The organism is Novosphingobium nitrogenifigens DSM 19370 (assembly GCF_000192575.1).
Lineage (GTDB): Bacteria > Pseudomonadota > Alphaproteobacteria > Sphingomonadales > Sphingomonadaceae > Novosphingobium > Novosphingobium nitrogenifigens.
The window spans coordinates 155561-179352 of sequence record NZ_GL876927.1; the positions used below are offsets into that span (position 1 = coordinate 155561).

The 23792-nt window shown below is 65.7% G+C and carries 25 protein-coding genes and 1 tRNA gene; 12 read left to right on the plus strand and 14 right to left on the minus strand.

Going from position 1 to position 23792, the window contains the following annotated elements; genetic code table 11:
- Window positions 1–67: 67 nt before the first annotated feature.
- From tig to sppA, 3 genes are all read right to left on the minus strand, one after another.
- Window positions 68–1585: a trigger factor gene (gene tig / locus Y88_RS07520; RefSeq protein ID WP_008067714.1), complete on the minus strand. Its 1518-nt coding sequence runs from the start codon at window positions 1583–1585 to the stop codon at window positions 68–70.
- Window positions 1586–1655: 70 nt separating this feature from the next.
- Window positions 1656–1740 (minus strand) — tRNA-Leu (locus Y88_RS07525).
- A gap of 92 nt (window positions 1741–1832) precedes the next feature.
- Entirely contained in the window at window positions 1833–3785 is a 1953-nt protein-coding gene (gene sppA, locus Y88_RS07530) for a signal peptide peptidase SppA (RefSeq protein ID WP_008067715.1), read from the minus strand.
- 84 nt (window positions 3786–3869) lie between these two features.
- Here sppA and Y88_RS07535 point away from each other — a divergent pair, with 84 nt between their 5' ends.
- Window positions 3870–4919, plus strand: coding sequence for an aspartate carbamoyltransferase catalytic subunit (locus Y88_RS07535; protein WP_008067716.1), 1050 nt, complete (start codon window positions 3870–3872; stop codon window positions 4917–4919).
- Window positions 4916–6145 (plus strand): dihydroorotase, encoded by a 1230-nt coding sequence (locus tag Y88_RS07540; RefSeq protein WP_008067718.1) that lies wholly within the window; start codon window positions 4916–4918, stop codon window positions 6143–6145. Before Y88_RS07535 ends, Y88_RS07540 begins: the two co-directional genes overlap by 4 nt.
- 96 nt (window positions 6146–6241) lie before the next feature.
- Here the strand turns inward: Y88_RS07540 and Y88_RS07545 are convergent, their stop codons facing one another.
- Genes Y88_RS07545 through Y88_RS07555 form a run of 3 tightly spaced genes read right to left on the minus strand, consistent with a single transcriptional unit; the run spans window position 6242 to window position 9037 of the window.
- A complete protein-coding gene (locus Y88_RS07545; protein WP_008067719.1) occupies window positions 6242–7639 on the minus strand; it encodes an SPOR domain-containing protein in 1398 nt (465 codons plus the stop codon).
- Window positions 7636–8304 (minus strand): hypothetical protein, encoded by a 669-nt coding sequence (locus tag Y88_RS07550; RefSeq protein WP_018075993.1) that lies wholly within the window; start codon window positions 8302–8304, stop codon window positions 7636–7638. The genes Y88_RS07545 and Y88_RS07550 overlap by 4 nt, the downstream gene beginning before the upstream one ends.
- A gap of 7 nt (window positions 8305–8311) precedes the next feature.
- A complete protein-coding gene (locus Y88_RS07555; protein WP_026167031.1) occupies window positions 8312–9037 on the minus strand; it encodes a ParA family protein in 726 nt (241 codons plus the stop codon).
- A gap of 279 nt (window positions 9038–9316) precedes the next feature.
- Here Y88_RS07555 and Y88_RS07560 point away from each other — a divergent pair, with 279 nt between their 5' ends.
- Genes Y88_RS07560 through Y88_RS07570 form a run of 3 tightly spaced genes read left to right on the plus strand, consistent with a single transcriptional unit; the run spans window position 9317 to window position 12510 of the window.
- On the plus strand, window positions 9317–10495 hold the full coding sequence (locus Y88_RS07560; protein ID WP_008067722.1) for an SPOR domain-containing protein: 1179 nt from the start codon (window positions 9317–9319) through the stop codon (window positions 10493–10495).
- Between the two features lie 22 nt (window positions 10496–10517).
- Window positions 10518–11723 (plus strand): DUF418 domain-containing protein, encoded by a 1206-nt coding sequence (locus Y88_RS07565; protein WP_008067724.1) that lies wholly within the window; start codon window positions 10518–10520, stop codon window positions 11721–11723.
- 55 nt (window positions 11724–11778) lie between these two features.
- Complete coding sequence (locus tag Y88_RS07570) at window positions 11779–12510, plus strand: L,D-transpeptidase family protein (RefSeq protein WP_008067733.1); 732 nt, start codon at window positions 11779–11781, stop codon at window positions 12508–12510.
- A gap of 33 nt (window positions 12511–12543) precedes the next feature.
- On the opposite strand, the gene Y88_RS07575 is transcribed toward Y88_RS07570, so the two are convergent.
- From Y88_RS07575 to Y88_RS07610, 8 genes are all read right to left on the minus strand, one after another.
- Window positions 12544–13275: a sigma-70 family RNA polymerase sigma factor gene (locus Y88_RS07575; RefSeq protein WP_008067734.1), complete on the minus strand. Its 732-nt coding sequence runs from the start codon at window positions 13273–13275 to the stop codon at window positions 12544–12546.
- Window positions 13272–15452, minus strand: coding sequence for a flagellar biosynthesis protein FlhA (locus tag Y88_RS07580; RefSeq protein WP_008067735.1), 2181 nt, complete (start codon window positions 15450–15452; stop codon window positions 13272–13274). The genes Y88_RS07575 and Y88_RS07580 overlap by 4 nt, the downstream gene beginning before the upstream one ends.
- A 3-nt stretch (window positions 15453–15455) precedes the next feature.
- Window positions 15456–16427 carry a lysozyme family protein gene (locus tag Y88_RS07585; RefSeq protein WP_232280967.1) on the minus strand — a complete coding sequence of 324 codons (972 nt, stop codon included), beginning with the start codon at window positions 16425–16427 and terminating at the stop codon, window positions 15456–15458.
- 140 nt (window positions 16428–16567) lie between these two features.
- Complete coding sequence (locus Y88_RS07590) at window positions 16568–16954, minus strand: flagellar protein FlgN (protein ID WP_008067738.1); 387 nt, start codon at window positions 16952–16954, stop codon at window positions 16568–16570.
- Entirely contained in the window at window positions 16954–17355 is a 402-nt protein-coding gene (flgM, locus tag Y88_RS18890) for a flagellar biosynthesis anti-sigma factor FlgM (protein WP_157132607.1), read from the minus strand. Before flgM ends, Y88_RS07590 begins: the two co-directional genes overlap by 1 nt.
- A gap of 16 nt (window positions 17356–17371) precedes the next feature.
- Window positions 17372–17920, minus strand: coding sequence for a flagella basal body P-ring formation protein FlgA (locus tag Y88_RS07600; protein WP_232280968.1), 549 nt, complete (start codon window positions 17918–17920; stop codon window positions 17372–17374).
- Between the two features lie 26 nt (window positions 17921–17946).
- A complete protein-coding gene (locus tag Y88_RS07605; protein WP_008067741.1) occupies window positions 17947–18495 on the minus strand; it encodes a hypothetical protein in 549 nt (182 codons plus the stop codon).
- A complete protein-coding gene (locus Y88_RS07610) occupies window positions 18492–19151 on the minus strand; it encodes a MotA/TolQ/ExbB proton channel family protein (protein WP_008067742.1) in 660 nt (219 codons plus the stop codon). Before Y88_RS07610 ends, Y88_RS07605 begins: the two co-directional genes overlap by 4 nt.
- 344 nt (window positions 19152–19495) lie before the next feature.
- Between Y88_RS07610 and flgB the strand changes: the two genes are divergently transcribed.
- The 7 genes from flgB to Y88_RS07645 are packed head-to-tail and all read left to right on the plus strand — an operon-like array spanning window position 19496 to window position 23775.
- Window positions 19496–19852: a flagellar basal body rod protein FlgB gene (gene flgB, locus Y88_RS07615; protein WP_008067744.1), complete on the plus strand. Its 357-nt coding sequence runs from the start codon at window positions 19496–19498 to the stop codon at window positions 19850–19852.
- A gap of 5 nt (window positions 19853–19857) precedes the next feature.
- The gene (gene flgC, locus Y88_RS07620) at window positions 19858–20280 is read left to right on the plus strand and encodes a flagellar basal body rod protein FlgC (protein ID WP_008067746.1); all 423 of its coding nucleotides are present in this window, start codon (window positions 19858–19860) and stop codon (window positions 20278–20280) included.
- Window positions 20277–20549, plus strand: a complete 273-nt coding sequence (locus Y88_RS07625; protein ID WP_008067748.1) for a flagellar hook assembly protein FlgD — start codon at window positions 20277–20279, stop codon at window positions 20547–20549. Before flgC ends, Y88_RS07625 begins: the two co-directional genes overlap by 4 nt.
- Before the next feature lie 55 nt (window positions 20550–20604).
- The gene (locus Y88_RS07630) at window positions 20605–21417 is read left to right on the plus strand and encodes a flagellar hook-basal body protein (RefSeq protein WP_008067750.1); all 813 of its coding nucleotides are present in this window, start codon (window positions 20605–20607) and stop codon (window positions 21415–21417) included.
- A 21-nt stretch (window positions 21418–21438) separates the two neighbouring features.
- A complete protein-coding gene (locus Y88_RS07635; protein ID WP_008067751.1) occupies window positions 21439–22182 on the plus strand; it encodes a flagellar basal body rod protein FlgF in 744 nt (247 codons plus the stop codon).
- A gap of 52 nt (window positions 22183–22234) precedes the next feature.
- Window positions 22235–23023 carry a flagellar basal-body rod protein FlgG gene (gene flgG, locus Y88_RS07640; RefSeq protein ID WP_008067754.1) on the plus strand — a complete coding sequence of 263 codons (789 nt, stop codon included), beginning with the start codon at window positions 22235–22237 and terminating at the stop codon, window positions 23021–23023.
- Window positions 23020–23775, plus strand: coding sequence for a flagellar basal body L-ring protein FlgH (locus Y88_RS07645; RefSeq protein ID WP_008067756.1), 756 nt, complete (start codon window positions 23020–23022; stop codon window positions 23773–23775). Before flgG ends, Y88_RS07645 begins: the two co-directional genes overlap by 4 nt.
- Window positions 23776–23792 lie beyond the last annotated feature (17 nt).

A 23792-nucleotide genomic window follows, 5' to 3' on the forward strand; every position in this document is an offset into this window, starting at 1 on the left:
AACCACATGAAAAAGGGGGCGATCCTTCCGGATCGCCCCCTTTTCAATCGGCTTGGCGCCGCTGCGATCACTCGGCAGCAGGTTCCTCGGCGGCAGCGGCCTTCTTGCGCGTCGCCTTCTTCTTGGGCGCGGCTTCCTCGGTCGCTTCACCGGCTTCACCAGCCGGAGTTTCCTCGGCGGCAGCCTTCTTGCGCGTCGCCTTCTTCTTCGGCGCAGCGGCTTCTTCGCCTTCGGCCTTGGCCGGGGCTTCGCCGTTTTCGTCGGCTTCGATCGCGGCCTGCAGTTCGTCGCGGGTCACTTCACGCTCGGCGACTTCGGCCTTGTCGAACAGGAAGTCGACGACCTTGTCTTCATAGAGCGGCGCGCGCAGCTGGGCAGCGGCGAGCGGCTCGGAGCGGATGTATTCGACGAAACGCTGGCGATCCTGTTCGCGGTACTGCTGCGCAGCCTGGCGAATCAGCATTTCCATTTCCTGCGCGGTCACGACAACGCCGTTGGCCTGGCCGATCTCCGAAAGCAGGAGACCGAGACGGACGCGACGCTCGGCGATGCGGCGATAGTCGTCCTTCTCCGCTTCGATTTCCTTGAGCGCTTCTTCGGGGTTTTCCTCGTGGCTCGCTTCGTGGGTCAGCTGCTGCCAGATCTGCTCGAATTCAGCGTCGACCATCGAGTCGGGAACCGGGAAATCGTGACCGGCGGCCAGCACGTCGAGAAGCTGACGCTTCATCTGGGTGCGGGTCAGACCAGCGGTTTCCTGTTCGAGCTGGCCACGGATCAGACCGCGAAGCTGGTCGATACCTTCAAGGCCGAGCTGCTTGGCGAAATCGTCGTTGGCGACGAATTCACCCGGAACCTTCACCTGCTTGACGGTGATGTCGAAGGTCGCGGCCTTGCCCTTGAGCTGTTCGGCCGGATAGTCTTCGGGGAACGTGACGGTGATCGTCTTTTCCTCACCGGCCTTCACGCCGACGAGCTGTTCCTCGAAACCGGGGATGAAGCGGGCCGAACCGAGTTCGAGCGGCGCATCTTCGGCCGAACCGCCTTCGAAGGGCTCGCCGTCGAGCTTGCCGACGAAATCGATGATCAGCTGATCGCCGTCCTTGGCAACCGCGTCTTCACCGGCGTCGGCGAAATTCTTCTGGTTGGCGCCGATGCGGGCAACCGCTTCGTCGACTTCTGCGTCCGAAACCGGAACGACCAGCTTTTCAAGCTTGAGGCCTTCGGTCGAGGGCGTCTCGATCACGGGCAGCACTTCGAGCGAGATGGTCAGTTCGGCGTCCTTGCCTTCTTCATAGCCTTCGCCGAGCGAAACGGCCGGCTGCGTCGCGGGACGCAGGGCGTGGTCGGCGACGAGCTGGTCGAGCGCGGCGCGAATCGTGGTCTGAAGGGCTTCCTGATGCAGCGAAGGACCGTGGAGCTTGCGGACGAGGTTCGTGGGAACCTTGCCGGGACGGAAGCCGGGCATGCGCACCTGCGGCGCGATCTTCTTGACCTCGCCTTCGATTCGCGCGGCGATATCCGTCGCGGTGATGGTCACGGTATAGGCGCGCTTCAGGCCCTCGTTGCTGGTTTCGACGATCTGCATCTTCGTAAGATCCAACTTTCTCGTATCGACGTCGTGTCTTGTTCGGGGGCGGAGCCGGGCCGGACGGCTCTGGTGCGGGCGAAGGGACTCGAACCCCCACATCTTGCGATACTGGAACCTAAATCCAGCGCGTCTACCAGTTCCGCCACGCCCGCGTCCGGCGAAAGGCGAGCGCCGCCCCTATCCCAGCGGCGGAAAAAGGGCAAGTGCCCCCCCCAATTCCGGTGCATTTGCTCCGAGGAAAGGTTCAGCGCAGGAAACGCGCCGCCCAAAGCAGCCATTCCGGGCGCCCGGATGCGGCACCGAGCAGGGTCGAAACCGGCCCTGCTCCGCCCCCGATCGCCTGCCCGGCAAAGCCCCGTTCGAGCCCCGCGCATTCGAGGCAATAGGCCTGCGCGCCGCGCGCGCCCATCAGCACGTCGAGATCACTCGCCATGCGTCCGGCCAGAACGAACTGCGCCGTCGCCACCCGCGCGGCCAGATCGTGACCACCACCGGCATAGACGGCCGAACCGTCGCTGTCGGTGCTGCCGTCATCGTCGGACGAGAGCAATTGCGCGATCATGCCCGAAAGCGACCCCGCTTCCTCACCCAGGTAAGTAGGGTGCCATTTGGTCGCCCCGGCCTTGCCCGCGACCCAGTTCAGCGCATTGTCGAGATTGCCGAATTCGTCGACCAGCCCGATCTGCCGCGCGGTTCCCCCGTCCCAGACGCGGCCCTGCGCGATCCGGTCGACATCGGCATAGCTCTTGTGCCGCGAGGCCGAGACGAGCCCGACGAAACGGTGATAGCCCGCATCGATCTCGGTCTGGAGCACGGCTTCCATCTCGGGCGAGAATCCGCCGAGGATGCTCGGCTGTCCCGAGAGCGGAGTCGTGCGCAGCCCGTCCGTCGTCACCCCGAACTTGGCGAGGCTGTCCTCAAAGCTCGGGATCACGGCAAAGATCCCGATCGAGCCGGTGATCGTCGCCGGTTCGGCAAAGATGCGATCGGCCGGCGTCGAGACCCAATAGCCGCCGCTCGCGGCCAGATTGCCCATCGAGACGGCGACCGGAAGGCCACTCGCCTTGAACCGCTCGACCGCCGCGCGGATCCGTTCCGCGCCGGTGACCGAGCCCCCCGGCGAATCGACCCGCAGCACCATCCCGGCATAGTCGCCGCTTGCCGTGGCCCGGTCGATCAGCGCGGCGATACGGTCGCCACCGGCAACACCGGGCCCCGCATTCCCGTCGACGATCGCGCCCTCGACATTGACGACGGCAATCGCCTTACCACCCTTTTGAGCAGGAAGATCAGCAAGATAGGCCCCAAGACGCGTGGCCTTGTACCCGCCCAATCCCTGATCGCGGTCGCCACCGACGATTTCGGCCGCGCGCTTTCCAAAGGCCACCTTGTCGCCGATGCGATCGACGAGCCCGGCCGCCTTGGCCGCTTCGGCGGCATTGCCATCCGACGCCGCAAGCCATTTCACCGGATCGCTCGTCACCAGCGCGAGATTGGCGCGCGGACGGGCCTTTTTCACTTCGGCCAGCCAGTCGTGCCAGACGGCGGTGTAGACGGCGGTCTCGGCCTCGCGCGCCTCGGGCGAGAGCGAATCGCGGATATAGGGCTCGACCGCGCTCTTGTAGGTGCCGACCTTGAACACGTGCGCCTTCACTTTCAGGCGATCGAGCAACCCGTGATAGAACAGCAACGTACCGCCGGGCCCGCGCACCATGACGCCGCCGAGCGGATCGACCCAGATCTCACTGGCATGGGCAGCCAGTTGCAGGGCGTCGTCGTCATAGAGCACCGCGCGCACCAACACGGGCTTGCCCGCGCCGCGCACTTTGTCGAGCGCCTCGCCAAGGCGCGAGAGCGTGACCTGTCCGGCCCCGCCGAACCCTTCGAGATCGAGCGTGACCGCACGGATGCGGGTATCGGTCGCGGCCGCCTCGATCGCGCGCACGAGATCGTGTGCGACGTACTGGCGATGCGCGCCGTCCCCGTCGAGCAGCAGTTCGCTCGGCGCGATTCGCGCCTTTTCCTCGACCACCGGGCCGTCGAGCGTGATCGCCAGCGCGCCTTCCTTCACGCGCCCCGGCATCGGCCGCGATGACAGCGCGAGCGAGAGCGTGCCGAAAAACAACAGGAGAAGGAGGAGAACGAGCCCATCCTTGATGGCGACGAGGATTTTCCAGACAGCGCGTGCGAACTTCATGGGGGATATCTATGGGTCATTGCTGCATTGCGCCAGTTGAAACACTTGGCATCCCATCGCTTCGTCCCTAGGGGGTAGTCTTCGATGCAACCATCGAACCCATCCAGCCCATCGCAGCCGGCCCGCGCCTATCCAGAAGGCGGCCTGGCGTTTCCTCATCGCAACCTGACCGGTATCGGCCAGCTCGCGCGGCATGAGATCCTCTATCTGCTCGACGAGGCCGAGCAGTGGGTCGAACTCAACCGCCAGTCGCAAAAGCGCGCGGGGCTCTTGTCGGGCCTCACGATCATCAACGCCTTTTTCGAGAACTCGACCCGCACGCTGCTGTCCTTCGAGATCGCGGGCAAGCGGCTCGGCGCCGACGTCGTCAACATGCACGCGGCCAATTCGAGCGTGAAGAAGGGCGAAACGCTGATCGATACCGCGATCACGCTCAACGCCATGCGCGCCGATGCCATCGTCATCCGCCACGCCAGTTCGGGCGCCGTCCGCCTGATCGCGAACAAGGTCGATTGCCCCGTGCTCAATGCCGGGGATGGGCAGCACGAACACCCGACGCAGGCCCTGCTCGACGCGCTGACCATCCGTCACGCGCTGCACCTGCCGCGCGGCAGCGACCTCAACGGGCTGAAAGTGACGATCTGCGGGGACATCCTGCACAGCCGCGTCGCCCGTTCGAACATCCTGAGCCTGACCGCGCTGGGTGCCGAAATCCGCGTCTGCGCGCCGCCCGCGCTGATGCCTTCGGAAATCGAGGCGATGGGCGTCACCGTGTTCCACGACTTCGACGCCGCGCTCAAGGGCGCCAACATCGTCATGATGCTGCGCCTGCAGCAGGAACGCATGCAGGGCCAGTTCATCCCCAGCCCGCGCGAATATCGCCATCTCTACGGCCTGACGCTCGACCGTCTCGCCCGGGCCGAGGCCGACGCGCTGGTCATGCATCCCGGTCCCATGAACCGGGGTGTCGAAATCGACAGCCAGGTTGCCGACCATGTCTCGCGCAGCCTGATCACCAATCAGGTCGAACGCGGCGTGGCCATTCGCATGGCCTGTCTCGAAGTGCTGACCCGCCGTGCGCGCGGCGTCGAAGGCTGGCTCCCGCTTGCCGCCAATAGCGGAGGCTTCGCATGATTCCCCGTCCCGTCACCATCACCGGCGGCCGTCTCGTCCTGCCCGAAGGCGCCCCGCAACCGGGCGCCATCCGCCTTGTCGAAGGGCGCATCGCCGAAATCGGCGCGATCCAGCCGCAGCCGGGCGACACCGTTTTCGATGCCGCCGGGCAACTCGTCGCCCCCGGCCTTGTCGATCTGGGCGTCTTTGCCGTCGACAAGCCCGCGTTCCATTTCGGCGGGATCACCCGTGCCGCGCTGATGCCCGATCAGGGACCGCCGCTCGATCACCCTGCCCGCGTCCGCTTTGCCGCGCAATCGGGCAAGCCCGACATGTGGGTCCACCCGCTCGCCGCCGCGACGCGGGGCCTTGAAGGCAACGAGATGGCCGAACTCGCGCTCATGCGCGAAGCCGGTGCGCGCGCGGTCGCGACCGGACGCCGCTGGATCGGCGATTCGGGCGTCATGGCCCGCCTGCTCAGCTATTGCGCCATGCTCGACCTCACCGTCGTCACCCATGCCGAAGATGCCGGAATCGTGGGACAGGCGGTTGCGACCGCCGGGGAAATGGCAACCCGCCTCGGCCTGCCCAGCGCGCCTGCCGAAGCCGAAGCGCTGGCGGTGTCGCGCGACATTGCCCTTGCCGAGTTGACCGGTGCGCATGTCCATTTCCGGCAAGTGACCACTGCCCGCGCGCTCGATCTCGTCCGCGCGGCCAAGGCACGCGGCATTCGCGTGACGGCCGGGGTCACCCCTGCGCATTTCATGCTGTCGGATCTCGAACTCGTCGATTTCCGCACGTTCAGCCGCATGTCGCCGCCGCTGCGTCAGGATGCCGACCGGCGCGCGGTCATTGCCGCCATCGCCGACGGCACGATCGACGTGATCTCGTCGGGCCACGATCCGCGCGGTCCCGAGGACAAGCGGCTGCCCTTTGCCGATGCCGAACCGGGCATGGCCGGCGCTGAAACGCTGTTGCCATTGACGCTGACACTGGTGCGGGACGGGCACATCGACATGGCGCGCGCCTTCGACCTGCTCGCCGGGACTGCCGCTCGCCTGCTCAAGGTCAATGCCGGGGTTCTGGCCGTCGGCGCAGAAGCGGACATCGCGATCGTCGATCCCGAGCGTCCGTGGATCGTCTCGTCCGACAAGATGGCGGCCAGCGCAGGCAACACCCCGTTCGACCGTCGCCCGGTCGAAGGACGCGTGACCGCGCTGTTCAAGGGCGGCACGCAGATCGACTGATCGACTGCCGCAGCGGCCCTTGAAATAGTGGTGCCTAAAACGAAAAAGGGCCCCGGAGCAGCGCTGCTCCGGGGCCCTTTTTTCTCGGCATGCCGATCAGCGTCGCGCGGTTCGTGCCGGTAGCGGATGAACCGGCGCCGCGCTTGCAGTCTGGATCGTGCCCGGCCGTCCGGCGGAATTCATCGCCATGACAAGGCACGTATCGCCATGCGAGCGCAGCGAACCGCACAGGGCATTGGCCGAGGCCTGCCCGACGAAGCCGATCGCCTGAACCCGCCAGAAATCGTGGCCATGGACATTGACCCGCACGATCAGGCTGCGATGCCCGGCAAGACGCGGATCGTGAGTTGAAAAATGCTGCCAGGCGCGCTTGGCCCCGTCTTCGGACCCGAAAGCACCGAGCTGGACGAGATGCGTGCCCACTCCGGTTTTGCCACCGGTTTCGACACCAGTTCCAGTCGGGGCCTTGACCATCGGAACGCTGCGGACGGCGGGCGTCGGATGAAACGCCACCGGCTTTACGACGGCGTCATGCACCACCACCGGAGCCCGCACCGGGACGACCGGCGCAGCCGCCGGAACGGCAGCGGCCGGTCGTGACGGCGGCAGATCGACGCGGGCCAGAACCGCCGACTGCGAGGGATCCGAAGCGGGCAGTTCCGCGTCGGCATGGGCCGAGGCGGGAACGATGGCCGGTGCAGGAGCGGGCTGGACCGGGGCAGGCGCAGCGCCTGCCTGGGCCGGAGCAATCTGGGCCGGAGCCGGAAAATTGGCGAGAGCCAGAGCCTGCGGCTGGCCGCTGTCACCGCGCACCGGCGCGCCGATCATGGCGGCAACCCGGCGACGCGAATCATCCGGACGCGCGGTCAGAGCCCAGCTTTGCAGACGCGCGCCGACCTTGTCGGCGGGAACGTCCTGCGCTGCCATGATCTGCGCTTCGCTCCACGATCCGTTGAGAGCATAGGCATAAGCGAGGTTCTGGCGAACCTTGGGCGTGTTCTGGCCATTGCGAATGGCATTGGTCAGCACACCGACGCCACGGTCGGTCTGTCCCGCCATCACCAGCGCGAGCCCCATGTCGGCAGCCGGAATGACATCGCCATAGGTGTTGAGCGTGTCGATCGCGGCCGCATTGTGCCCAAGCGCCAGATCGGTCAGCACGAGCCCGAGTGCGGAACGGCTGCTGTCCTCGCCCAGTTCGATGGCATCGGAAAACGCCTGTCGCGCCGATTCGAAGCGGCCTTCACGCAAATAGGCATTGCCGAGCAGCATCCGCAGCGAGGCATTGCGCCCGTCGCTCGCGACCGCCTGTTCGGCAAGCGTCACGGCCTGAGCCGAATCGCCCTTGGCGAGAGCCGCCTGCGCGCTGTCGGCCAGTTTGTCCGGATGGGGCGCATGGCTCGAACATCCAGAGAGCATGGTAACGCCGAGCAGGCTGCCGATGACGACAGCACGGCGCGAAGCGCGAGAGCAAGCGGCAAGACGATCGATCATGATTCGTTTCCGGTCCAAAGGCGACGCGGGCGCATGACCACCGGATAGACCGGTTCGGACGTGCCCCCCCTCCCAAGATTATCCAGCGTCCCCAAACAATCCTGCGCCCCCGCGCAGTCCTGTGTCACAACGTAATCAGCCAGCGCGTCGAGCAGAACTTTCTGCGCGCTGCGCCCCTGTTCAGCGACGAGACGGCGCAAGCTGGCATGCTGCGCCGGATCGAGCCGCAAAGTGAAAGCTACCCGGCGGTCGCGCCGTGCCGGGGCCGCATCTGCAGACGGCTCCACGGCGAAAGTCTCTGCAGCGGGCGCCAGCGGGATCGGCGCGGCGGCCGCCGAACCGGTTCGCGCGACGCCAAGGGCATCGGCCAGCCGGGCCATGCGATTGACCACTTCGGGAACCGCATGAGTCGAATTTGCCGCATCGGTGATTTCGACACCCGCGCCATCGAGGGTCGAAGGGTTAACCCCTTCGATGTCGGTGAAAGGCACGTCGGTGGAAACGGGCGCGATCTCGAACGCCAAAGCCGCTTCCGGATCGGCCCCCGGCTCGTGAACGAGGGGCGCTTCATGAACAAAGGTCAGGGGAACGCGACGCCGTGCGCGAGCGCGGGACAAAAGCCCTGCGCCCAGTGAAGCCAGCGGTTTGATCCCTCCTGCCATCATCACCCTCTCAAGACCCGATGACGCGGCGGCCAAAGCCGCTACCGGCCGGGCGGGGCAGGCTACCCGCCATGCTGGCCGTGGCGTGGGGCACGGCAAAGACCGTGCGGCGGAAATTCTTTTCGAGCCGTTCGGAGATGTAGCTCCACAGCGCGGCGATCTCGATCGCCGACTTGCCGGTAGGATCGACTTCCATGACGGTGCGCCCGTCGATCATCGAGGCGGCAAAATCGGTGCGATGATGGACCGTGACCGGGGCCACCGTGCCGTGCTGGCTCAGCGCGACAGCGGCTTCGGCAGTGATCCGGGCCTTGGGCGTTGCCGAGTTGACCACGAAAATCAAAGGCTTGCCTGCACGCTCGCAAAGCTCGACCGTTGCCCCGACGGCCCGCAAGTCGTGCGGGCTGGGGCGAGTGGGCACCACGATCAGCTCGGAAACCTGGATCACCGACTGGATCGCCATGGTGATCGCGGGCGGCGTGTCGATGACCGCCAGCTTGAAGCCCTGCTGGCGCAGGAGCGCAAGGTCGGTCGCCAGCCGTGCCACGCTGGTCTGGGCAAAGGCGGGATATTCGGCTTCGCGCTCGTTCCACCATTCGGTGAGCGATCCTTGCGGATCGATGTCGATCAGGACCACCGGCCCAGCGCCCGCGCGCTGTGCCTGGACGGCCAGATGCCCCGACAAGGTAGTCTTGCCGGAACCCCCTTTTTGCGAAGCCAGTGCAAGTACGCGCAACGCTTTTCCCCGTGCTAACCTGTATGGTTGTCAGCCCCCAGCGATTGCAGAAGTCCCTCAAATTTTGGTTAACCGGCGCGCCATTCGGGGATTTTCACCGCAGATAACGGTAAAAACAGACGATCCTCGCCCATGAACCAATCCCGCGATGGGCCCATAATCGCCCTGCAACAGTCCGGTAATCATGTTAGGGGGCTCGCGGTGAATACGGATTCGTTTACCGCTATCCGTTATGAAATCAGGCACCGCACAAGCGGTTCGGGTGGAGGTCCTTTAACGATGGTGCTTGGCGACATGCTGAAACTGGGCCGCATGACGCGGCTGGCGATCAGTCTGTCGGCCGGTCTTCTCATGATCGGCGCGCTGCCCGCCCATGCCGACGTGAAGGACGGAGTCGATGCGTGGAGTCGCGGCGACTATGACACCGCCGTCGCGCAATGGCAGGGCCCGGCGGCCAAGGGCGATCCCGACGCCATGTTCAACATGGGACAGGCCTACAAGCTGGGCCGCGGCGTGCCGCAAAACCTGGCCAAGGCCGAGGATTTCTACCGCCGCGCCGCGCAAAAGGGACATATCCGCGCCGCCGACAACTATGGCGTCCTGTTGTTCCAGAGCCACCGGCAGGCCGAAGCCCTGCCCTGGCTGAGCGCCTCGGCCGATCGCGGGGAACCGCGCGCGCTCTATATTCTGGGCATTGCCACCTATAACGGCGAATTCGTGCCCAAGGACCCGGTGCGGGCCTATGCACTGATGACCCGCGCCGCCGGGACCGGGCTGGCGCCTGCCATGACCAGCCTTGCCTCGATGAACGCGACCATGCCGCTCAACCAGCGGCAGATGGGCGCCGCCCTTGCCGAGGACATGGAGCGCAAGACGACAGCCACCCGCGCCCGGGAAATGAGCGCCGCCGATCTCGGCAGCAAGCCTGTCGCGCCGGGCTCGGCCGGAACGCCGTCGACGGCGGCCGTGTCGCCGATCGAGCGCGCCGCCGTTGCCGCCGCCACGCCGCGACCGGCTCGTACCGATGGGGCCGTGACTGCCGGGGCCGATTTCGCCAATCCGGTCACACTGCCGCCGCGCCCGAGCCACATGCCCGCTGCGACGGCCAAGCCCGTGACAACCAAGCCCGTGACAGCCAAACCCACTCCGCCGCCCTCCCCCATCAAGCAAACCACCGTCAAGCAAACCGCCATCGCCAAGGCTGCCCCCAAACCGACGTCTCCGGCCAAAGCCGAAGGGACTTGGCGCATTCAATTTGGCGCATTCGGGCAAAAGGCCAATGCCGACGCGCTCTGGGCCAAAGTCCATGCGCGGCCCGAAGTGGCGGGGCATCCCCGCATCGACGAAGGATCGGGCCTGTCCCGGCTGCAGGCAGGCGGCTATTCCCAAGCGCAGGCCGAACACGCCTGTACCGCGCTCAAGGCTGCCGGCCTGACCTGTCTTGTCACCGCCCACTGATACGCCAGTGAAGGGGACAGGGGTGAGCGGAACGCGAATCGCGGCGATCGATTTCGTGCGCGGGGTCGCCCTGCTCGGCATCCTGACGATCAACGTCACCGGATTCTGGGGGCCGACGCTCGCGAGTTTCAGCCCGCATCTGCCCCATGCCGAAGCGGGGGGCGATGCGTGGTTCCTGATCGCGTTCGTCCTGTTCGAAGGCAAGATGCGCGCGCTGTTCACCCTGCTGTTCGGGGCGAGCATGCTGCTTTTCATCGAAGCGGCAGAGAGGCGCGGTGCGCGGGGCGCGTGGATGCAGGCGCGGCGGCTCCTATGGCTCGCGCTGTTCGGCTATGCCCACTACCTCCTGCTGTGGTGGGGGGACATTCTCTTTCCCTATGCCTTGTGCGGGCTCTGCGCGCTGCTGCTCTACCGGCTTCAGGCCGCGCCGCTTGCCGCGATGGGTCTCGCGCTTTTTCTCCTGAGCCACGGGCTCGACACCATCGGCGCGGTTCAGGGGATTGCCGCCGAGCAGGCCGTGCTTGCGGGCCACGGCCTTGCCGCCGACCGGATCGACGAACAGGACATGATGATGCGCATCGCGGCATCGCTTGCCGACGACCGCAGCGTGCTGGTGGCCCCGTTCCTCGCCGCGATCCGCCTGCGCCTGAGCCAGGCCCCGTGGCTGCCGTTCCAGACGACGGTCTCGACCTTTACCGAAACGCTGCCGCTGATGCTGATCGGCATGGGTCTTTATCGCAGCGGCCTGTGGAACGGCGCATGGAGCCGCCGCGCGCTCAAGGCGACCATGATCGGCGGGATCGGGATCGGCGGCGCCCTGACGCTGGGGCTGGCCGCATGGATCGCGGCCCGCGATTTCCCTCCGCGCGCGATGTTCGAAGTCATGCAGACGCTGACCGCGCTTCCCCATCTGTTGATGGCACTGGGCTATGCGGCGGGGCTGATGCGGCTCTGGCCCCGGCTTGCCCCCACTCGAATCGGGGTCATGCTCGCGGCGGCGGGACGCTGCGCTTTTACAAATTACCTCGGCACGACGATCCTGATGACCGCGATCTTTTCGGGCTGGGGCCTCGGCCTTGCCGGGTGGATGCCGCGCGGATGGCTGCCGCTGTTCATTCCGCTGGGCTGGGCCGCGATGCTGTGCTGGCCGCAAGCATGGCTTGCCCGCCACCGCCAGGGACCGTTCGAAGCCGTCTGGCGCGCGCTGACCTGGTGGGGCGCCCGATGAAGCGCGAAAATCGCGCCGCCATGTCCGGTTAACCCGGAATGGGGTACAAGCGGGCATGATCGATTGGTGGCGCAAACGGCTGAAAGGGCGGGAGGGGTTCGTCGTGGTCGGGCTCGTCGCGCTCGGCATGGGCGGGATGCTGTTCCTCGACGTGGCGCGCGATGCGATCGGCGTGCTCTCGTCCCCCGCCCGGTCGGCTCCATCGGCGACCACATCCGACACGGTGCCGCCAGCGAACGCCACCCCCAAACCGCCTCCCACGAGGGCCCCCTCGTCCACGCCGGGCGGCCCTTTCCGAGAGGACCCCTTCGTCGTCCGTTCGATCCTGCCGATCGACGGCCCGATCCGGTTCGGCCAGTATTACTGGGACGAAAGCAAGGGCGAGCCGGGGCCTCTGGTCATCACCGTCGATCTTGCCGCGCGGGTCCTTTCAGTATTCGAGAACGGGCACGAAGTCGGCGCGACCGCGATCCTCAAGGGCTATGGCGACAAGCCGACTCCGATCGGCGTGTTCCCCATCACCCAAAAGGACGCGCATCACGTGTCCAATCTCTATGACGCGCCGATGCCGTGGATGATGCGCCTGACCAATGACGGCGTATCGATCCATGGCAGCAAGGTCGAAAGGGGCTATGCCACCAACGGCTGCATCGGCGTGCCCGATGCCTTTGCCGAAAAGCTGTTCCGCCTTGCCAAAGTCGGTGACAAGGTCATCATCACCGACGGCAAGCATCTCAACCTCGGCGACCCCATCATCGCCTCGAGCGCGCCGGGGCCGCGCCCCTGAAGGTCGGCTCCTGAAGCCCAAACCCTCAGGGCCTCACACAACTTCGAAGCCATCGCCCAGCAGGCTGCGCAGCTTGTCGAGCGCCTGAGCCTTGAGCTGATGGACGCGCGGCACGCTGACTTCGAGCACGGCGGCGATTTCGGCAAGGTTCAGCTCTTCGACGAAATAGAGCTGGATCACCATCTGCAACCGTTCCGGCAAAGCGGCGATGGCGGCGCCGACGACATGGCGAGTCTCCTCGTCGGCCAGCAAGGCGAAGCTGTCCGGGCGGTCGTCGGCAAAGGCCATCGAGCTTTCGCTATAAGCATCGTCGATCGTTTCGAAACGCAAGGGTTCGGCCGCCGCGCGCAAGTCAGCAAGGTCAGCCAGCGTCAGCCCCATGGCTTCGGCCAGTTCCCCCTCGGTCGGCTGGCGCCCGAGCGCGCAACTCAGGCTCTCGGTATGGTCGCGCAAGGTGCGGCGGCGGTCGGCAGCGGACCGCGACATCGGCGCGGTCCGCCGGATCAAGTCGACCATGGCCCCGCGCACCCGCAACTTGGCATAGGCGGCAAAGCCGTCCTCGGTCTGCCCGGTGTGTTTCTGTGAACATTCGGTCAAGGCCACCAGCCCGGCCTGGATCAGATCCTCAAGATCGATGCCGGCGCGCCCGGACCCGTGAACATGCCAGGCCAGACGGCGAACCATGGGGAGAAAACGGCGGATACGATCGGCAGTGTCATCGCGATAGGCACGCGCAGCAGCAAAGCTGCGGGGAGCGTAATTCATGCGGCAAGTCCTTCGGGTTGCGCGATGTCGGACGAGGCGGCACCGGAACGCTGGGTCCGGTCCTTGGTATCGGAACGATTGGTCTGATCGGTCAGGGCACGAACGGGCTGGGGGGCGGTCGCCTCGCCGCCGATGACGGCGATCACCTCGATCGGCTGGCTTTGCGGCAGTTCGGAAATCGACAGCACGAGGCAGGACGGCGCCCGGACCCGCAGGGCAGCGGAAACCGCCCGCCGCGCGCGCGGCTGAACCACCAGGGCCGGCGAAATCGCATTGGGTCCGCGCTCGGCGATCAGGCTGGAAATCCGTTCGCCGATCCCGCGTGCCAGATCGGGCTCGATCACCGGCTGTCCGGTCACCGGGTCCTGCATCCCCTGCACGATCATCGATTCGAGCGAGGCGTCGAGCGTGACGACCGGCAGGCGATCGGTCGGACTGCAGATCCGCCCGACGATCATCGGCCCGAGTTCGGCACGGACCAGATCGACCAGCCGGTCGTGATCGGTCGTCTGCTGAACCGCCTGCCCCAGCGCGGCCAGGATCGGTAGCGGGTGGGCAATGCTCACGCCGTCTTCGAGCAAGGCGCGGAAGATGCGGGTGAGCGCCCCGAGCGAAAGCGGGTTGGGGTGAATCGTTTCGACCATTCCCGCCGAACGCTGGCGCACGCCATCGAGAATCGCGCGCACTTCGTCCGGGCCGAGCATGGCCTGCGGCCGTTCGCCCAGAAGCTGGTTCAGGTGGGTGGCAATGACTGTCCCGGCGTCGACCGTCAGGAAGCCTTCGGCAATGGCATGGTCGCGGCTGGCCGGATCGATCCACAACGCGGGGCAACCAAAGCTGGGGTCGTGAGTCGCTTCACCGACAAGCCCGTGGCCGGGGCGTGCTTCACCCGCATCGATGGCGAGGATGCGATCGGGACGGGCGACCGCGCCGCCGATCCGCACTCCGCCGAGCAGGATGCGATATTCGTTGGGCGGCAGTTCGAGCGAATCGCGGACACGGAACTGGGGCACGATGAAGCCGCAAGCCTGGCTCAGCTGCTTGCGCACGCCGGTGACGCGGGCGACCAGCGGAGATCCGCGCTTTTCATCGACCAGATGGACAAGGCCATAGCCCAGTTCGATCGTGACCAGCGTGTGATCCGACACTTCGTCGAGCGTGATCCGCGACGGATCGGTCTGGGGCGGAGGCGGCGCGATTTCCGCTTCGCGAAGCCGTTCAGCGCGCTTGCGCAGGCTCCACCAGATCCACCCGGCCATGGCAGCAGCAGGCAGGAAGATCATGTGCGGCATGGCCGGAATGAAACCGATCGCGCCGAGGATGACGGCAACCGGCAACCAGGTCGCGGGATTGGCGAACTGTCCGCCGATCTGCCCGGCAAGGTCGCGGCTGTCGGCAACGCGGGTGACGATGACCGCCGCCGCGATCGAGAGCAGCAGCGAGGGGACTTGCGCGACAAGTGCGTCGCCGACGGCCAGAGTCACATATTTCTCGGCCGCATCGCCCGCCGACAGGCCATGGGACAACATGCCCAGACAGAAACCGGCGATGATGTTGACGCCCAGAATGAGCAGGGCGGCAATCGCGTCGCCTTTGACGAACTTGCTGGCACCGTCCATCGAGCCGTAGAAGTCCGCCTCGGTCGCGACATCGCGACGGCGGGTCTTGGCTTCCTCGGCGGTGACGAGCCCGGCGGCGAGGTCGGCGTCGATCGCCATCTGCTTGCCGGGCAAGGCGTCGAGGGTGAAGCGCGCGGACACTTCCGAAACGCGCCCCGCACCCTTGGTCACCACCACCAGGTTGATGATCATCAGGATCATGAAGACGAACAGGCCGACGGCGAAATTGCCGCCGATCAGGAATTTCCCGAAGCTCTCGATCACATGCCCCGCCGCCGCGCCGCCGGTGTGGCCATAGACCAGCACGACGCGCGTCGAGGCGACATTGAGCGAGAGGCGCAACAGCGTCGCAAAGAGCAGAACCGACGGAAACGATGAGAAATCGAGCGGCTTTTCCGCATTCATCGCCGCCATCAGCACCGCGACCGAAAGCGCGATGTTGAAGACGAAGAACACGTCGAGCATGAACGCCGGGATCGGCACGATCATCAGCGTGATGAGCGTCATGATCCCGGTGGGGAGCGCCAGTGCGCCCAGGTTCGCGGTGCGTTTCAGCATCGTTTAAAGTCCGAATGCCTTGAGCTGGCCATAGGCGGCGCGGACATGAGCGGGCACGGCGCCCTCCCCGGCCCCGTCGCCCAATCCGAATGCCGTGCGCAGAGTTTCGGCCATCGACCCGCGCGCGCCGTTTCCGCCACCATTCATATCGGCAGCGGTCGCGGCGAATTCCTGGGCCAGCGGGCCACCCTGGGGCACGGGTTGCGGGGATGCATCGGGCGTCATTGCCGCCAGCGGCAGATATCCGCCGGCTGCGCCCATCCCCATGCCGAACGCGCTCGCGGGGCCCAAACCCCCATTGATGCCGCCGTCGATGCCGTCACCGCTCGCTCCCATCGCCGCGCCGAGGCGCGAACGGATGAGGTCCATCACTTCACCCACCGAACGCGGGGTCGAACCGGAGAAGAAGATCGATCGATTGCTGGCCGCAGCCTTGGGCAAAAGGGCCGCCGCGCTCTGGCCGGGATCGGCCGACAGCACCGAAAGGAACCGCCCGGCGGCCTCGGGACCGAGAAAATGCGCGAGATAGAGCTCGGCATTGTCCGGTTCGCGGCCAAGCGTTCCGTAAAGATAATTGCGGTTGTCGTTGGCAAGCTCGCCCGCCATCAGCGCGGAAAGCGCCGGATCCTGCCGCATCGAGAGCAATTGCGCACGGGCTGCTGGATCACGGACGGTGCCGTTGTCGATCGCCGAACTTGCCCAGTCCAACCCATAGGACGCGCCGTGGCGGTCGAGTGCCCGCAACCAGGTGGAGCCGGTGAACTGATAAAGGCCGCGCGCGCTCGATGTGGCGGCGCGGGCCATCGGGTTCAGCCCGGATTCGAGCTTGGCCTGAGCCAGCAGATACCCGAAATCGACGCCGGTGGCCGCCGCCGCACGGGCAATGGCGGCATGAACAGGGCTGCCCTGCACGGTTTGGCCGCCCGATGCCTGCCCGGCAGTGGGAAGCGGAACGGAAACGTCTGACGAACTCACTGAACTGCCTTTCCAGAGCGCCGCCAGGGCGCGACTGTCAGGTATTCAGCAAGGACCGTGCCAGATTGGAAAATGCATCGGGAAAATCGGGATCAGGCCCGGCGGCGCCGGATTGTCCGGCGCCGAAAAACCGCGAAAAATCAGCGGGGACGGCCGATCCGGGCCGAAGCCCCATTGGCGCGATAGAGCGCCGGTTGCCCGGTCATGGCATCAAGCCGGGCGGCAACGTTGGCGGCAATAAGATTCCGCACGCGGCGATTGGTTTCATTGAGCCGCCGGGCGGCATCGACCAGCCCGCGGCATTCCTCGTCGATCGCATCTGCAGCGGTGCCGTCGAGTTGACCGCACAAGTCGTTCTTCTGCACCGCGCAGCCGATGATCGCGTCGACATCGAGACGGGCAAGCGCGTGCCGCTCGGATTCGAGCACGGTCAACATCTGCCGCAAGGTATCGCGCAATTCGAACGGATGCAGGCCGAACCGGCCTTCGACCGCAACAAGCCCTTCGGGCGCCGAGACAGCCATCATCAACGCCCCTTCTGCAGGAGCATGCCGGCAGCGATCATCGCATCTCCGATCTTTGTGGGAATGAGGGGATAAGTGCCTTCGTTGATGGCCTTGCGAATCTCGGCGACCCGCACGGCATCGACAGGCACAGTTCCGGAAGAGGTATCGACGGTGGTCTGCACCTGTTCCGTCGATGCCGCAGCCTCGGTTGCGGCAGCTGTGGCACTCCCCTGCGTCGCCGTCGTGGCCGAAGCCTGGCTTGCGGGCTGTACCGTCTTAAGCTGAACCGCACCAACCGGGCGCGATGCTCCGATTTCAAATGATGACATGGTCCGCTCCTGCGAAATGCTTACCAACAAGAACGGTATTGGCGCGGGGGTTTTAAGGGGCAGCGGCGAAAATCCACCGCTGCTTTGGATCATACCCCCTATGCGCACGTCATTCCACTGGGACTTCTACCAATCCGGGGCGAACGACGCGCGCCTGAACGGGGTCGGTCTTGGGGCCGGTGCGAACGCGAATCCACGCGCCGACCGCGCCGGCTTCCATCGCTTCGGCCGATTGCGAGACGGCAAAACCGTCACCGGTCACGGCAACGGTGACCAGTTGTCCGCGCTGAATTACCGGCGTTGCGGATGGATCGGCACGGCCACCGCCCGCCGTCGCGACAAAAATGTGCCAGCTGCCGGGGTCGGGGCATTCGACAAGAATGCTGGCATGAAATTCGCCGCGCCAGGACAGCGCGAGCGGCGCGGCGCAGGCAGCAAGCCGCAAGCGCCGGTCGACCGGACGCGCCGCGCCCCCCGGCACACCGATCGACTGACCGGTAAAGGCGGCAACGGCGCGGTCGATACCGGCAATATCCTGCAACCCTGCCGCAGCGACCGCAGGCGTCGCCCATGACAAGGCGGCAAGGCCGATCGGAACAAGCATGCCGGCAAGCACGGGAAACGGGCGAAACGGTACGGTACGTGACACAAGGCTCATGACGGGAATCCGCAGCAAGGGTTTGATCATGCCCCTGACCGTGCAAGCTGTGTGCCATTGCCCGTCTGATTGTTGGCCGCCTGCCCGTTGCCTGTCTGCGCATCGTAACCGACGACGGCGCTGGCCCCGGCCGGTTCGCCCGCCTCGATCACGATCCTTGCGCCTGCCGCGCGATTGCCTGCTTCGGCGCTCAGACGCGCGGCCTGGGCCATCGCTGCGGCCTGGCCACCCGTCGCATAATGAACCGTGATCGTCAGGCGCAGGCGCGGGTCGGCCGCGACATCGTGCAGCCATTGCGGCAAGGGCGGCGCCCCCGCCCCGGCACGCCAGACGCCCACGGGTTCAGCCTCGGGCGAAGGCGTCAACGGAGCCGGACGCGCTGCCGGGGATTGCGGCGGAGATACGGACGGCGCAGGCGGTTTTCCTGCGCCGTGATGCGGGGCGCTGTCATCGACATCCGGCCCGAGCGGCGCGTCGGGCGCATTGGCCAGAGCTGACGCCGTCACCATGAAGAGGATCAGCGAAAGGTCGGCCAGAATGGTCTGCCAGCTGACCCCGATACCGCGCGAAATCATGCCAGTTCCGCGATCCGGTGATCGCGCTTCAGGCGCGGCGCCACCGAGGCGAATTGCGATGCCAGCCAGTCGACGACATCCTGACGGCTTTCCTCCTCGCGCTCGGCACGGCGCTCGACCGCCCGCGCGAGCGGGGCAAGCAGGATATTGGCGAGCAGCAAGCCGTAAAGCGTTGCCATGACCGACATCGAGATCGCCCCCATGAACATCGACCGGGCGATACCGCGCCCGGAAAGCTGGGACAGCGACACAAGCGTTCCGGCAAGACCGAAAACCGGGGCAAGATCGGCCGCAAGCGAGAGCGTCGCACTGGCGAGCTGTGCCCGGGCGAGCCGCCGTTTGCGCTGGACCGCGTGGCGCATCATCAGCACCGAAGCCGTACGCGCCTCGATCATGGCGTCGATCGCCTCGTCGAATTCGCGGTCGCCGGTCGGATGCGCGCGGGCACGATAGACGCCGTCCTGCCGCACATCATGTGCAAGCGGGGCAAGATCGCCACGCAGCCGGTCCGCGTCGAGGCGGGGGCGCAAAAGGCCGCCCAATTCCTGAAGCGTGTGCAGGCAATCGCTGCGCCCGGTCCGCAAGGCAGTGGATACCAGAGTACCGCCGACGACGATCGCGGCGGGCAAGGGTTCGAACAGGTGGGCAAAGTCCATGCGCACGCAAGTCCTGTGTGAAGTGGGTTCATCCGGTCGCTGACACCGGTCGAAAATGGGACCCGGCCGGAAACGAAAGACCGGCCGGAAATGGGCGCGAGCCCACCGCAATCGGGTTTGCCCCCGTTTTCGCGAACGGCAGAACGGCGGCTGCATTTGCGGTTTTAGACCTTTGGAAAAAGATTTTTGCGGGGCTGGCAACGGGCTGCCGCCGCGCTTTCGCCGACCGGCAAAATGCTGCCGGACAGACCCCGAAATGCCCGGTTTCCGTTCATTTTCGACAGTCATGGCGGATTTGGCACGCCCCTTGCTGTGGGAGTGATGCAGTCTTGCATGAAAGGGACATGAGCATCATGGGCGACAGCCTGTTCGGCATTCACGGCATGGCGCTGGAGTTGCGCGCGCAGCGGCTTGGCCTCTTGACCTCGAATATCGCGAACGCCGCGACACCGGGGTACAAGGCGCGCGACATCGATTTCGCCAGTGCGCTGAAATCGATGACCCAGGGCGCGAGCAACAGCCAGGCGATCTCCTCGTCCACGCTCTATCGCGTACCCGTCATGCCAAGCCTCGACGGCAACACGGTCGAACTCTCGACCGAGCAGACCGCCTTTGCCGAAAACGCGGTCGGCTACGAGGCCACACTCAACATGATTCAGGACCGGGTCGGCGAAGTGACCCGCGCGCTCAAGGGAGACTGAGGCTCATGTCCTCTTCCGGAAAAGGTGCGCTGACGCTGTTCGGGCTCACCGGCCAGGCCATGTCGGCCCAGCTGGTGCGGATGAACACCGCCGCGTCGAACCTTGCCAATGCCGGCACCGTCGCAAGCAATGCGCAGGGCGCCTATCGCCCGCTCAAGGCCGTTTTCGCGACCGTGCTCGACCGCTCGACCGGGCTCGCCTCGGTCAAGGTCCAGGGGGTCTACCAGTCCGGCGCGACCCCCGTTCGCACCCACAATCCCGACCATCCGCTCGCCGATGCCAATGGCGACGTATGGAGCTCGCCCGTCGATGAGAACGCCGAGATGGTCGAGATGACCGAGTCCGCCCGCCAGTACCAGAACGTGGTCGAGGCCATGCAGACCGGAAAGCAACTGATGCTCGACACCCTGAGGATGAAGACCACATGACCACCGTATCCGGCACTTCTTCGACGAACGGCACCAGCAGCTCGTCGTCCACTTCGACCACGAGCGCGTTCAACAAGCTGGGCGCGACCGATTTCCTCAAGCTGCTGACAGCACAGCTCAACCATCAGGATCCGACCCAGCCGGTCGACAACACCCAGATGGTGGCCCAGCTCGCCCAGTTCTCGAGTCTCGCCGCCGCGAACCAGACCAACACCCAGCTTTCGACGATCTCGGACCAGATCGGCAAGCTCGGCGGCACGACAGCCTGATTTCTCCCATTCCCGCAAACGGCCCATCGTTCCCGCAACCGGAGAAGACCCCGCAATGTCCTATTACACCTCGCTCAGCGGCCTGCAGAACGCCCAGACCGATCTCAGCGTGATCGGCAACAACATCGCCAACGCCGACACCAACGGGTTCAAGAAGAGCAGCGTCGATTTTTCCAACCTCGTCGCCGCCAGTGCCTTCACCAATCCCAAGAATATCGTCGGCATCGGTTCGACCGTGCAGTCGATCAACCAGGACTTCGCCCAGGGCGGCGTCAAGCAGACCGGCTCGGCGCTCGATCTCATGATCTCTGGCGACGGGTTCTTCACCACCAGCTCGGCCGTGACGGGGCAGGTCTATTACACCCGCAACGGCTCGTTCTCGATGGACGGTCAGGGCTATCTTACGGACGGTAGCGGCAACCGGCTTCAGGTTTTCCCGACCGATTCGTCGGGCAACGTCACCTCGACCACGCCGGGCAGCGCACAGGTCCCGCTGACCAATGCCGCCGGTTCGCAGTTCTCGGGCGCCACTGTCGCTGCGGACGGCAGCATCAGCGTTTCCTATGCCGACGGATCGAACTCGGTCATCGGCAAAGTCGCGCTCGCCTCGTTCGTGGCGCCTCAGGGGCTCAAGCAGGTGGGCTCGTCGAACTACACCTCGACCGGCATCTCGGGCACGGCGACGTACGGCCAGCCCAGCACCGGCCAGTACGGCAGCCTGATGTCGGGCTCGCTCGAAGCCTCGAACGTCGACCTGTCCTCGGAAATGGTGAACCTCATCACCGCCCAGCAGTATTTCCAGGCCAACGCCAAGGCGATCGACGCGAACACGACGATCAACGACGCCATCATCAATCTCAAGAGCTGATCGGGGACCGGGGGCTGAACCATGGATAGGCTGATCTATACCGCATATTCGGGAATGTCCGCGTCGATGGTCCAGCAACGGGTGATCGCCAACAACATGGCGAACTCCCAGACCACCGGCTTTCGCGCGGAAATGCTGGCCGCCACCCCGGTCTCTCTCAAGGGATCGGGGCTGGAAGCCCGGGCGATGACCGATGCCGAAGTGCGCGGCGCCAGCATGAAGCAGGGCGAGATGACCCAGACCGGCAATCCGCTGGACGTCGCGTTCAACGGCGACACGATGATGGCCGTTCAGGCCCGCGACGGCACCGAGGCCTATACCCGCCGCGGCGACCTTACCGCCGATGCGAACGGCATGTTGGTCAACGGCGACAACGCCCCCGTTCTGGGGGAAAGCGGGCCGATCACGGTTCCGCTCGGCTCAAAGCTGACCATTTCCCCCGACGGGACCGTCCTCGCCAACGACCCGGCCAATCCGGACCAGCCGCCCAATGCGGTCGGCCGGATCAAGCTGGCCTCCTATACCGGATCGCAGATCGAAAAAGGTCTGGACGGCCTGTTTCGCGTGGTCGGCGGCGGCGCCCTGCCCGCCGACGAGAACGCCAAGCTGGTCTCGGGCGCTCTCGAAAAGTCGAACGTCGATCCGACGTCCGTGCTGGTCGAAATGGTCGAGGCCCAGCGTCTGTTCGACATGCGCACCAAGGTCGTCTCGACCGCGCGCGAGAACGACGAGAAATCGACCTCGCTCATGAGCCTGTCGTCCTGACAGCCCGGCCGTTTCCGGCCTTTCACGCCCATTTCCCGACGGAGCAACCGCCATGCCATCCTCCGCTCTTTACGTCGCACGCACCGGGCTCGAAGCCCAGGACACGCGCATGCGCGTCATCGCCAACAACCTTGCCAACGTCAGCACGACGGGGTTCAAGCGCGATCGTGCCAATTTCGCTTCGCTCGCCTATCAGGACGCGCGGGTCGCCGGGGCGCAGTCGTCGAACGAGACGACTTATGCGACCGGCCTCAATCTGGGCACCGGGGTCGGTATCCAGTCGACGACCCCGGACATGACCGAAGGGTCGCTGCAGTCGACCGGCAACGCGCTCGACCTCGCGCTCGACGGCGACGGCTATTTCCAGATCTCGATGCCCGGCGGTCAGCTTTCCTATACCCGCGCAGGCAATTTCACCCGTTCGCCCGAGGGGCTGCTGGTGACCTCGCAAGGTTATGCGCTGCAGCCCCAGATCACCATTCCCGAAGGCGCAACCGGCATCACCGTGGCGCAGGACGGAACGGTTTCGGCAACGCTGCCCGGATCGAGCCAGGCGACCAGCATCGGCCAGATCACCATCGCGAGCTTCACCAACCCGGCCGCGCTCAAGGCGATCGGCGACAACTTCTACACCGAAACCACCGGCAGCGGCCCGGTTCAGCTCGGCATCGCCGGGCAGAACGGTCGCGGCAACGTGCGCCAGGGTTTCCTCGAAGCCTCCAACGTCAGCGTCGTCTCCGAACTTGTCGACATGATCGAATGCCAGCGCGCCTACGAGATCAACTCGAAAATGGTGAGCGCGGTCGACGACATGCTGAAGAACGCGAACCAGACGCTATGAGCATGACCGAAGGTCCATTCGACCACCATTTCATCCGCTCGGTCGCCGGGGGCAACGCCGATCGCCCGCTCGGGATGCGCCTGCTTCTGCTCGCGCTGGTCCCGCCCGCGATCATCGCGCTGGCACTGGCCCTTCGCCCCGCGCCCGCCCATGCAGTGACCAAGCCGCGCCCCGGCTTCGAGGCCGTCCTGCCCAGCGCCCCGCCCGCCAATCCCGCAACCGGCTCGATTTTCAACGTCAACGCCGGATACGCAGGGCTCGTTGAAGGCACCCGCGCCCATACCGTGGGCGACGCGGTGACGATCGTCCTGGTCGAGAATTTCAACTCGTCCAAATCGGCGACGGGCAAGACGCAAAAGTCGGGCAGTTTCGCCTTTACCCCACCCACGAAGGGGCCCTTGTCCCTTTTGAGCTCCAATGCCCTTAATTCTTCAGGCGCGGCGGCGTTCAACGGTCAGGGGAATGCCTCGCAGACGAGCACGCTTGGCGGCAACATCGCCGTCACCATCGCCGAAGTCCGTCGCAACGGCACTGCCCTGGTCAAGGGGGAGAAGCGCCTGTTGCTCAGTCAAGGTGATGAATGGGTCCAGTTCTCGGGGATCATCCGCCTGGCGGATGTCGACCAGTACAACCAGATCCAGTCGAGCCAGGTCGCCGACGCCCGCATGATCTACACCGGCAACGGTTCGATCCTGCGCGCGAGCCGCGAAGGCTGGCTCGCCAAGTTCTTCAGCTTCGTCAACCCGTTCTGAACCGAGCCGGACCGCCC

Bases quoted from the DNA above. Each gene is read 5' to 3' on its own strand.
- tig (WP_008067714.1), bottom strand. From the start codon at position 1,585: ATGCAGATCGTCGAAACCAGCAACGAGGGCCTGAAGCGCGCCTATACC.
- sppA (WP_008067715.1), bottom strand. From the start codon at position 3,785: ATGAAGTTCGCACGCGCTGTCTGGAAAATCCTCGTCGCCATCAAGGAT.
- Y88_RS07535 (WP_008067716.1), top strand. From the start codon at position 3,870: ATGCAACCATCGAACCCATCCAGCCCATCGCAGCCGGCCCGCGCCTAT.
- Y88_RS07540 (WP_008067718.1), top strand. From the start codon at position 4,916: ATGATTCCCCGTCCCGTCACCATCACCGGCGGCCGTCTCGTCCTGCCC.
- Y88_RS07545 (WP_008067719.1), bottom strand. From the start codon at position 7,639: ATGATCGATCGTCTTGCCGCTTGCTCTCGCGCTTCGCGCCGTGCTGTC.
- Y88_RS07550 (WP_018075993.1), bottom strand. From the start codon at position 8,304: ATGATGGCAGGAGGGATCAAACCGCTGGCTTCACTGGGCGCAGGGCTT.
- Y88_RS07560 (WP_008067722.1), top strand. From the start codon at position 9,317: ATGGTGCTTGGCGACATGCTGAAACTGGGCCGCATGACGCGGCTGGCG.
- Y88_RS07570 (WP_008067733.1), top strand. From the start codon at position 11,779: ATGATCGATTGGTGGCGCAAACGGCTGAAAGGGCGGGAGGGGTTCGTC.
- Y88_RS07575 (WP_008067734.1), bottom strand. From the start codon at position 13,275: ATGAATTACGCTCCCCGCAGCTTTGCTGCTGCGCGTGCCTATCGCGAT.
- Y88_RS07580 (WP_008067735.1), bottom strand. From the start codon at position 15,452: ATGCTGAAACGCACCGCGAACCTGGGCGCACTGGCGCTCCCCACCGGG.
- Y88_RS07590 (WP_008067738.1), bottom strand. From the start codon at position 16,954: ATGATGGCTGTCTCGGCGCCCGAAGGGCTTGTTGCGGTCGAAGGCCGG.
- flgM (WP_157132607.1), bottom strand. From the start codon at position 17,355: ATGATCCAAAGCAGCGGTGGATTTTCGCCGCTGCCCCTTAAAACCCCC.
- Y88_RS07600 (WP_232280968.1), bottom strand. From the start codon at position 17,920: ATGAGCCTTGTGTCACGTACCGTACCGTTTCGCCCGTTTCCCGTGCTT.
- Y88_RS07605 (WP_008067741.1), bottom strand. From the start codon at position 18,495: ATGATTTCGCGCGGTATCGGGGTCAGCTGGCAGACCATTCTGGCCGAC.
- Y88_RS07610 (WP_008067742.1), bottom strand. From the start codon at position 19,151: ATGGACTTTGCCCACCTGTTCGAACCCTTGCCCGCCGCGATCGTCGTC.
- flgB (WP_008067744.1), top strand. From the start codon at position 19,496: ATGAGCATCATGGGCGACAGCCTGTTCGGCATTCACGGCATGGCGCTG.
- flgC (WP_008067746.1), top strand. From the start codon at position 19,858: ATGTCCTCTTCCGGAAAAGGTGCGCTGACGCTGTTCGGGCTCACCGGC.
- Y88_RS07625 (WP_008067748.1), top strand. From the start codon at position 20,277: ATGACCACCGTATCCGGCACTTCTTCGACGAACGGCACCAGCAGCTCG.
- Y88_RS07630 (WP_008067750.1), top strand. From the start codon at position 20,605: ATGTCCTATTACACCTCGCTCAGCGGCCTGCAGAACGCCCAGACCGAT.
- Y88_RS07635 (WP_008067751.1), top strand. From the start codon at position 21,439: ATGGATAGGCTGATCTATACCGCATATTCGGGAATGTCCGCGTCGATG.
- flgG (WP_008067754.1), top strand. From the start codon at position 22,235: ATGCCATCCTCCGCTCTTTACGTCGCACGCACCGGGCTCGAAGCCCAG.
- Y88_RS07645 (WP_008067756.1), top strand. From the start codon at position 23,020: ATGAGCATGACCGAAGGTCCATTCGACCACCATTTCATCCGCTCGGTC.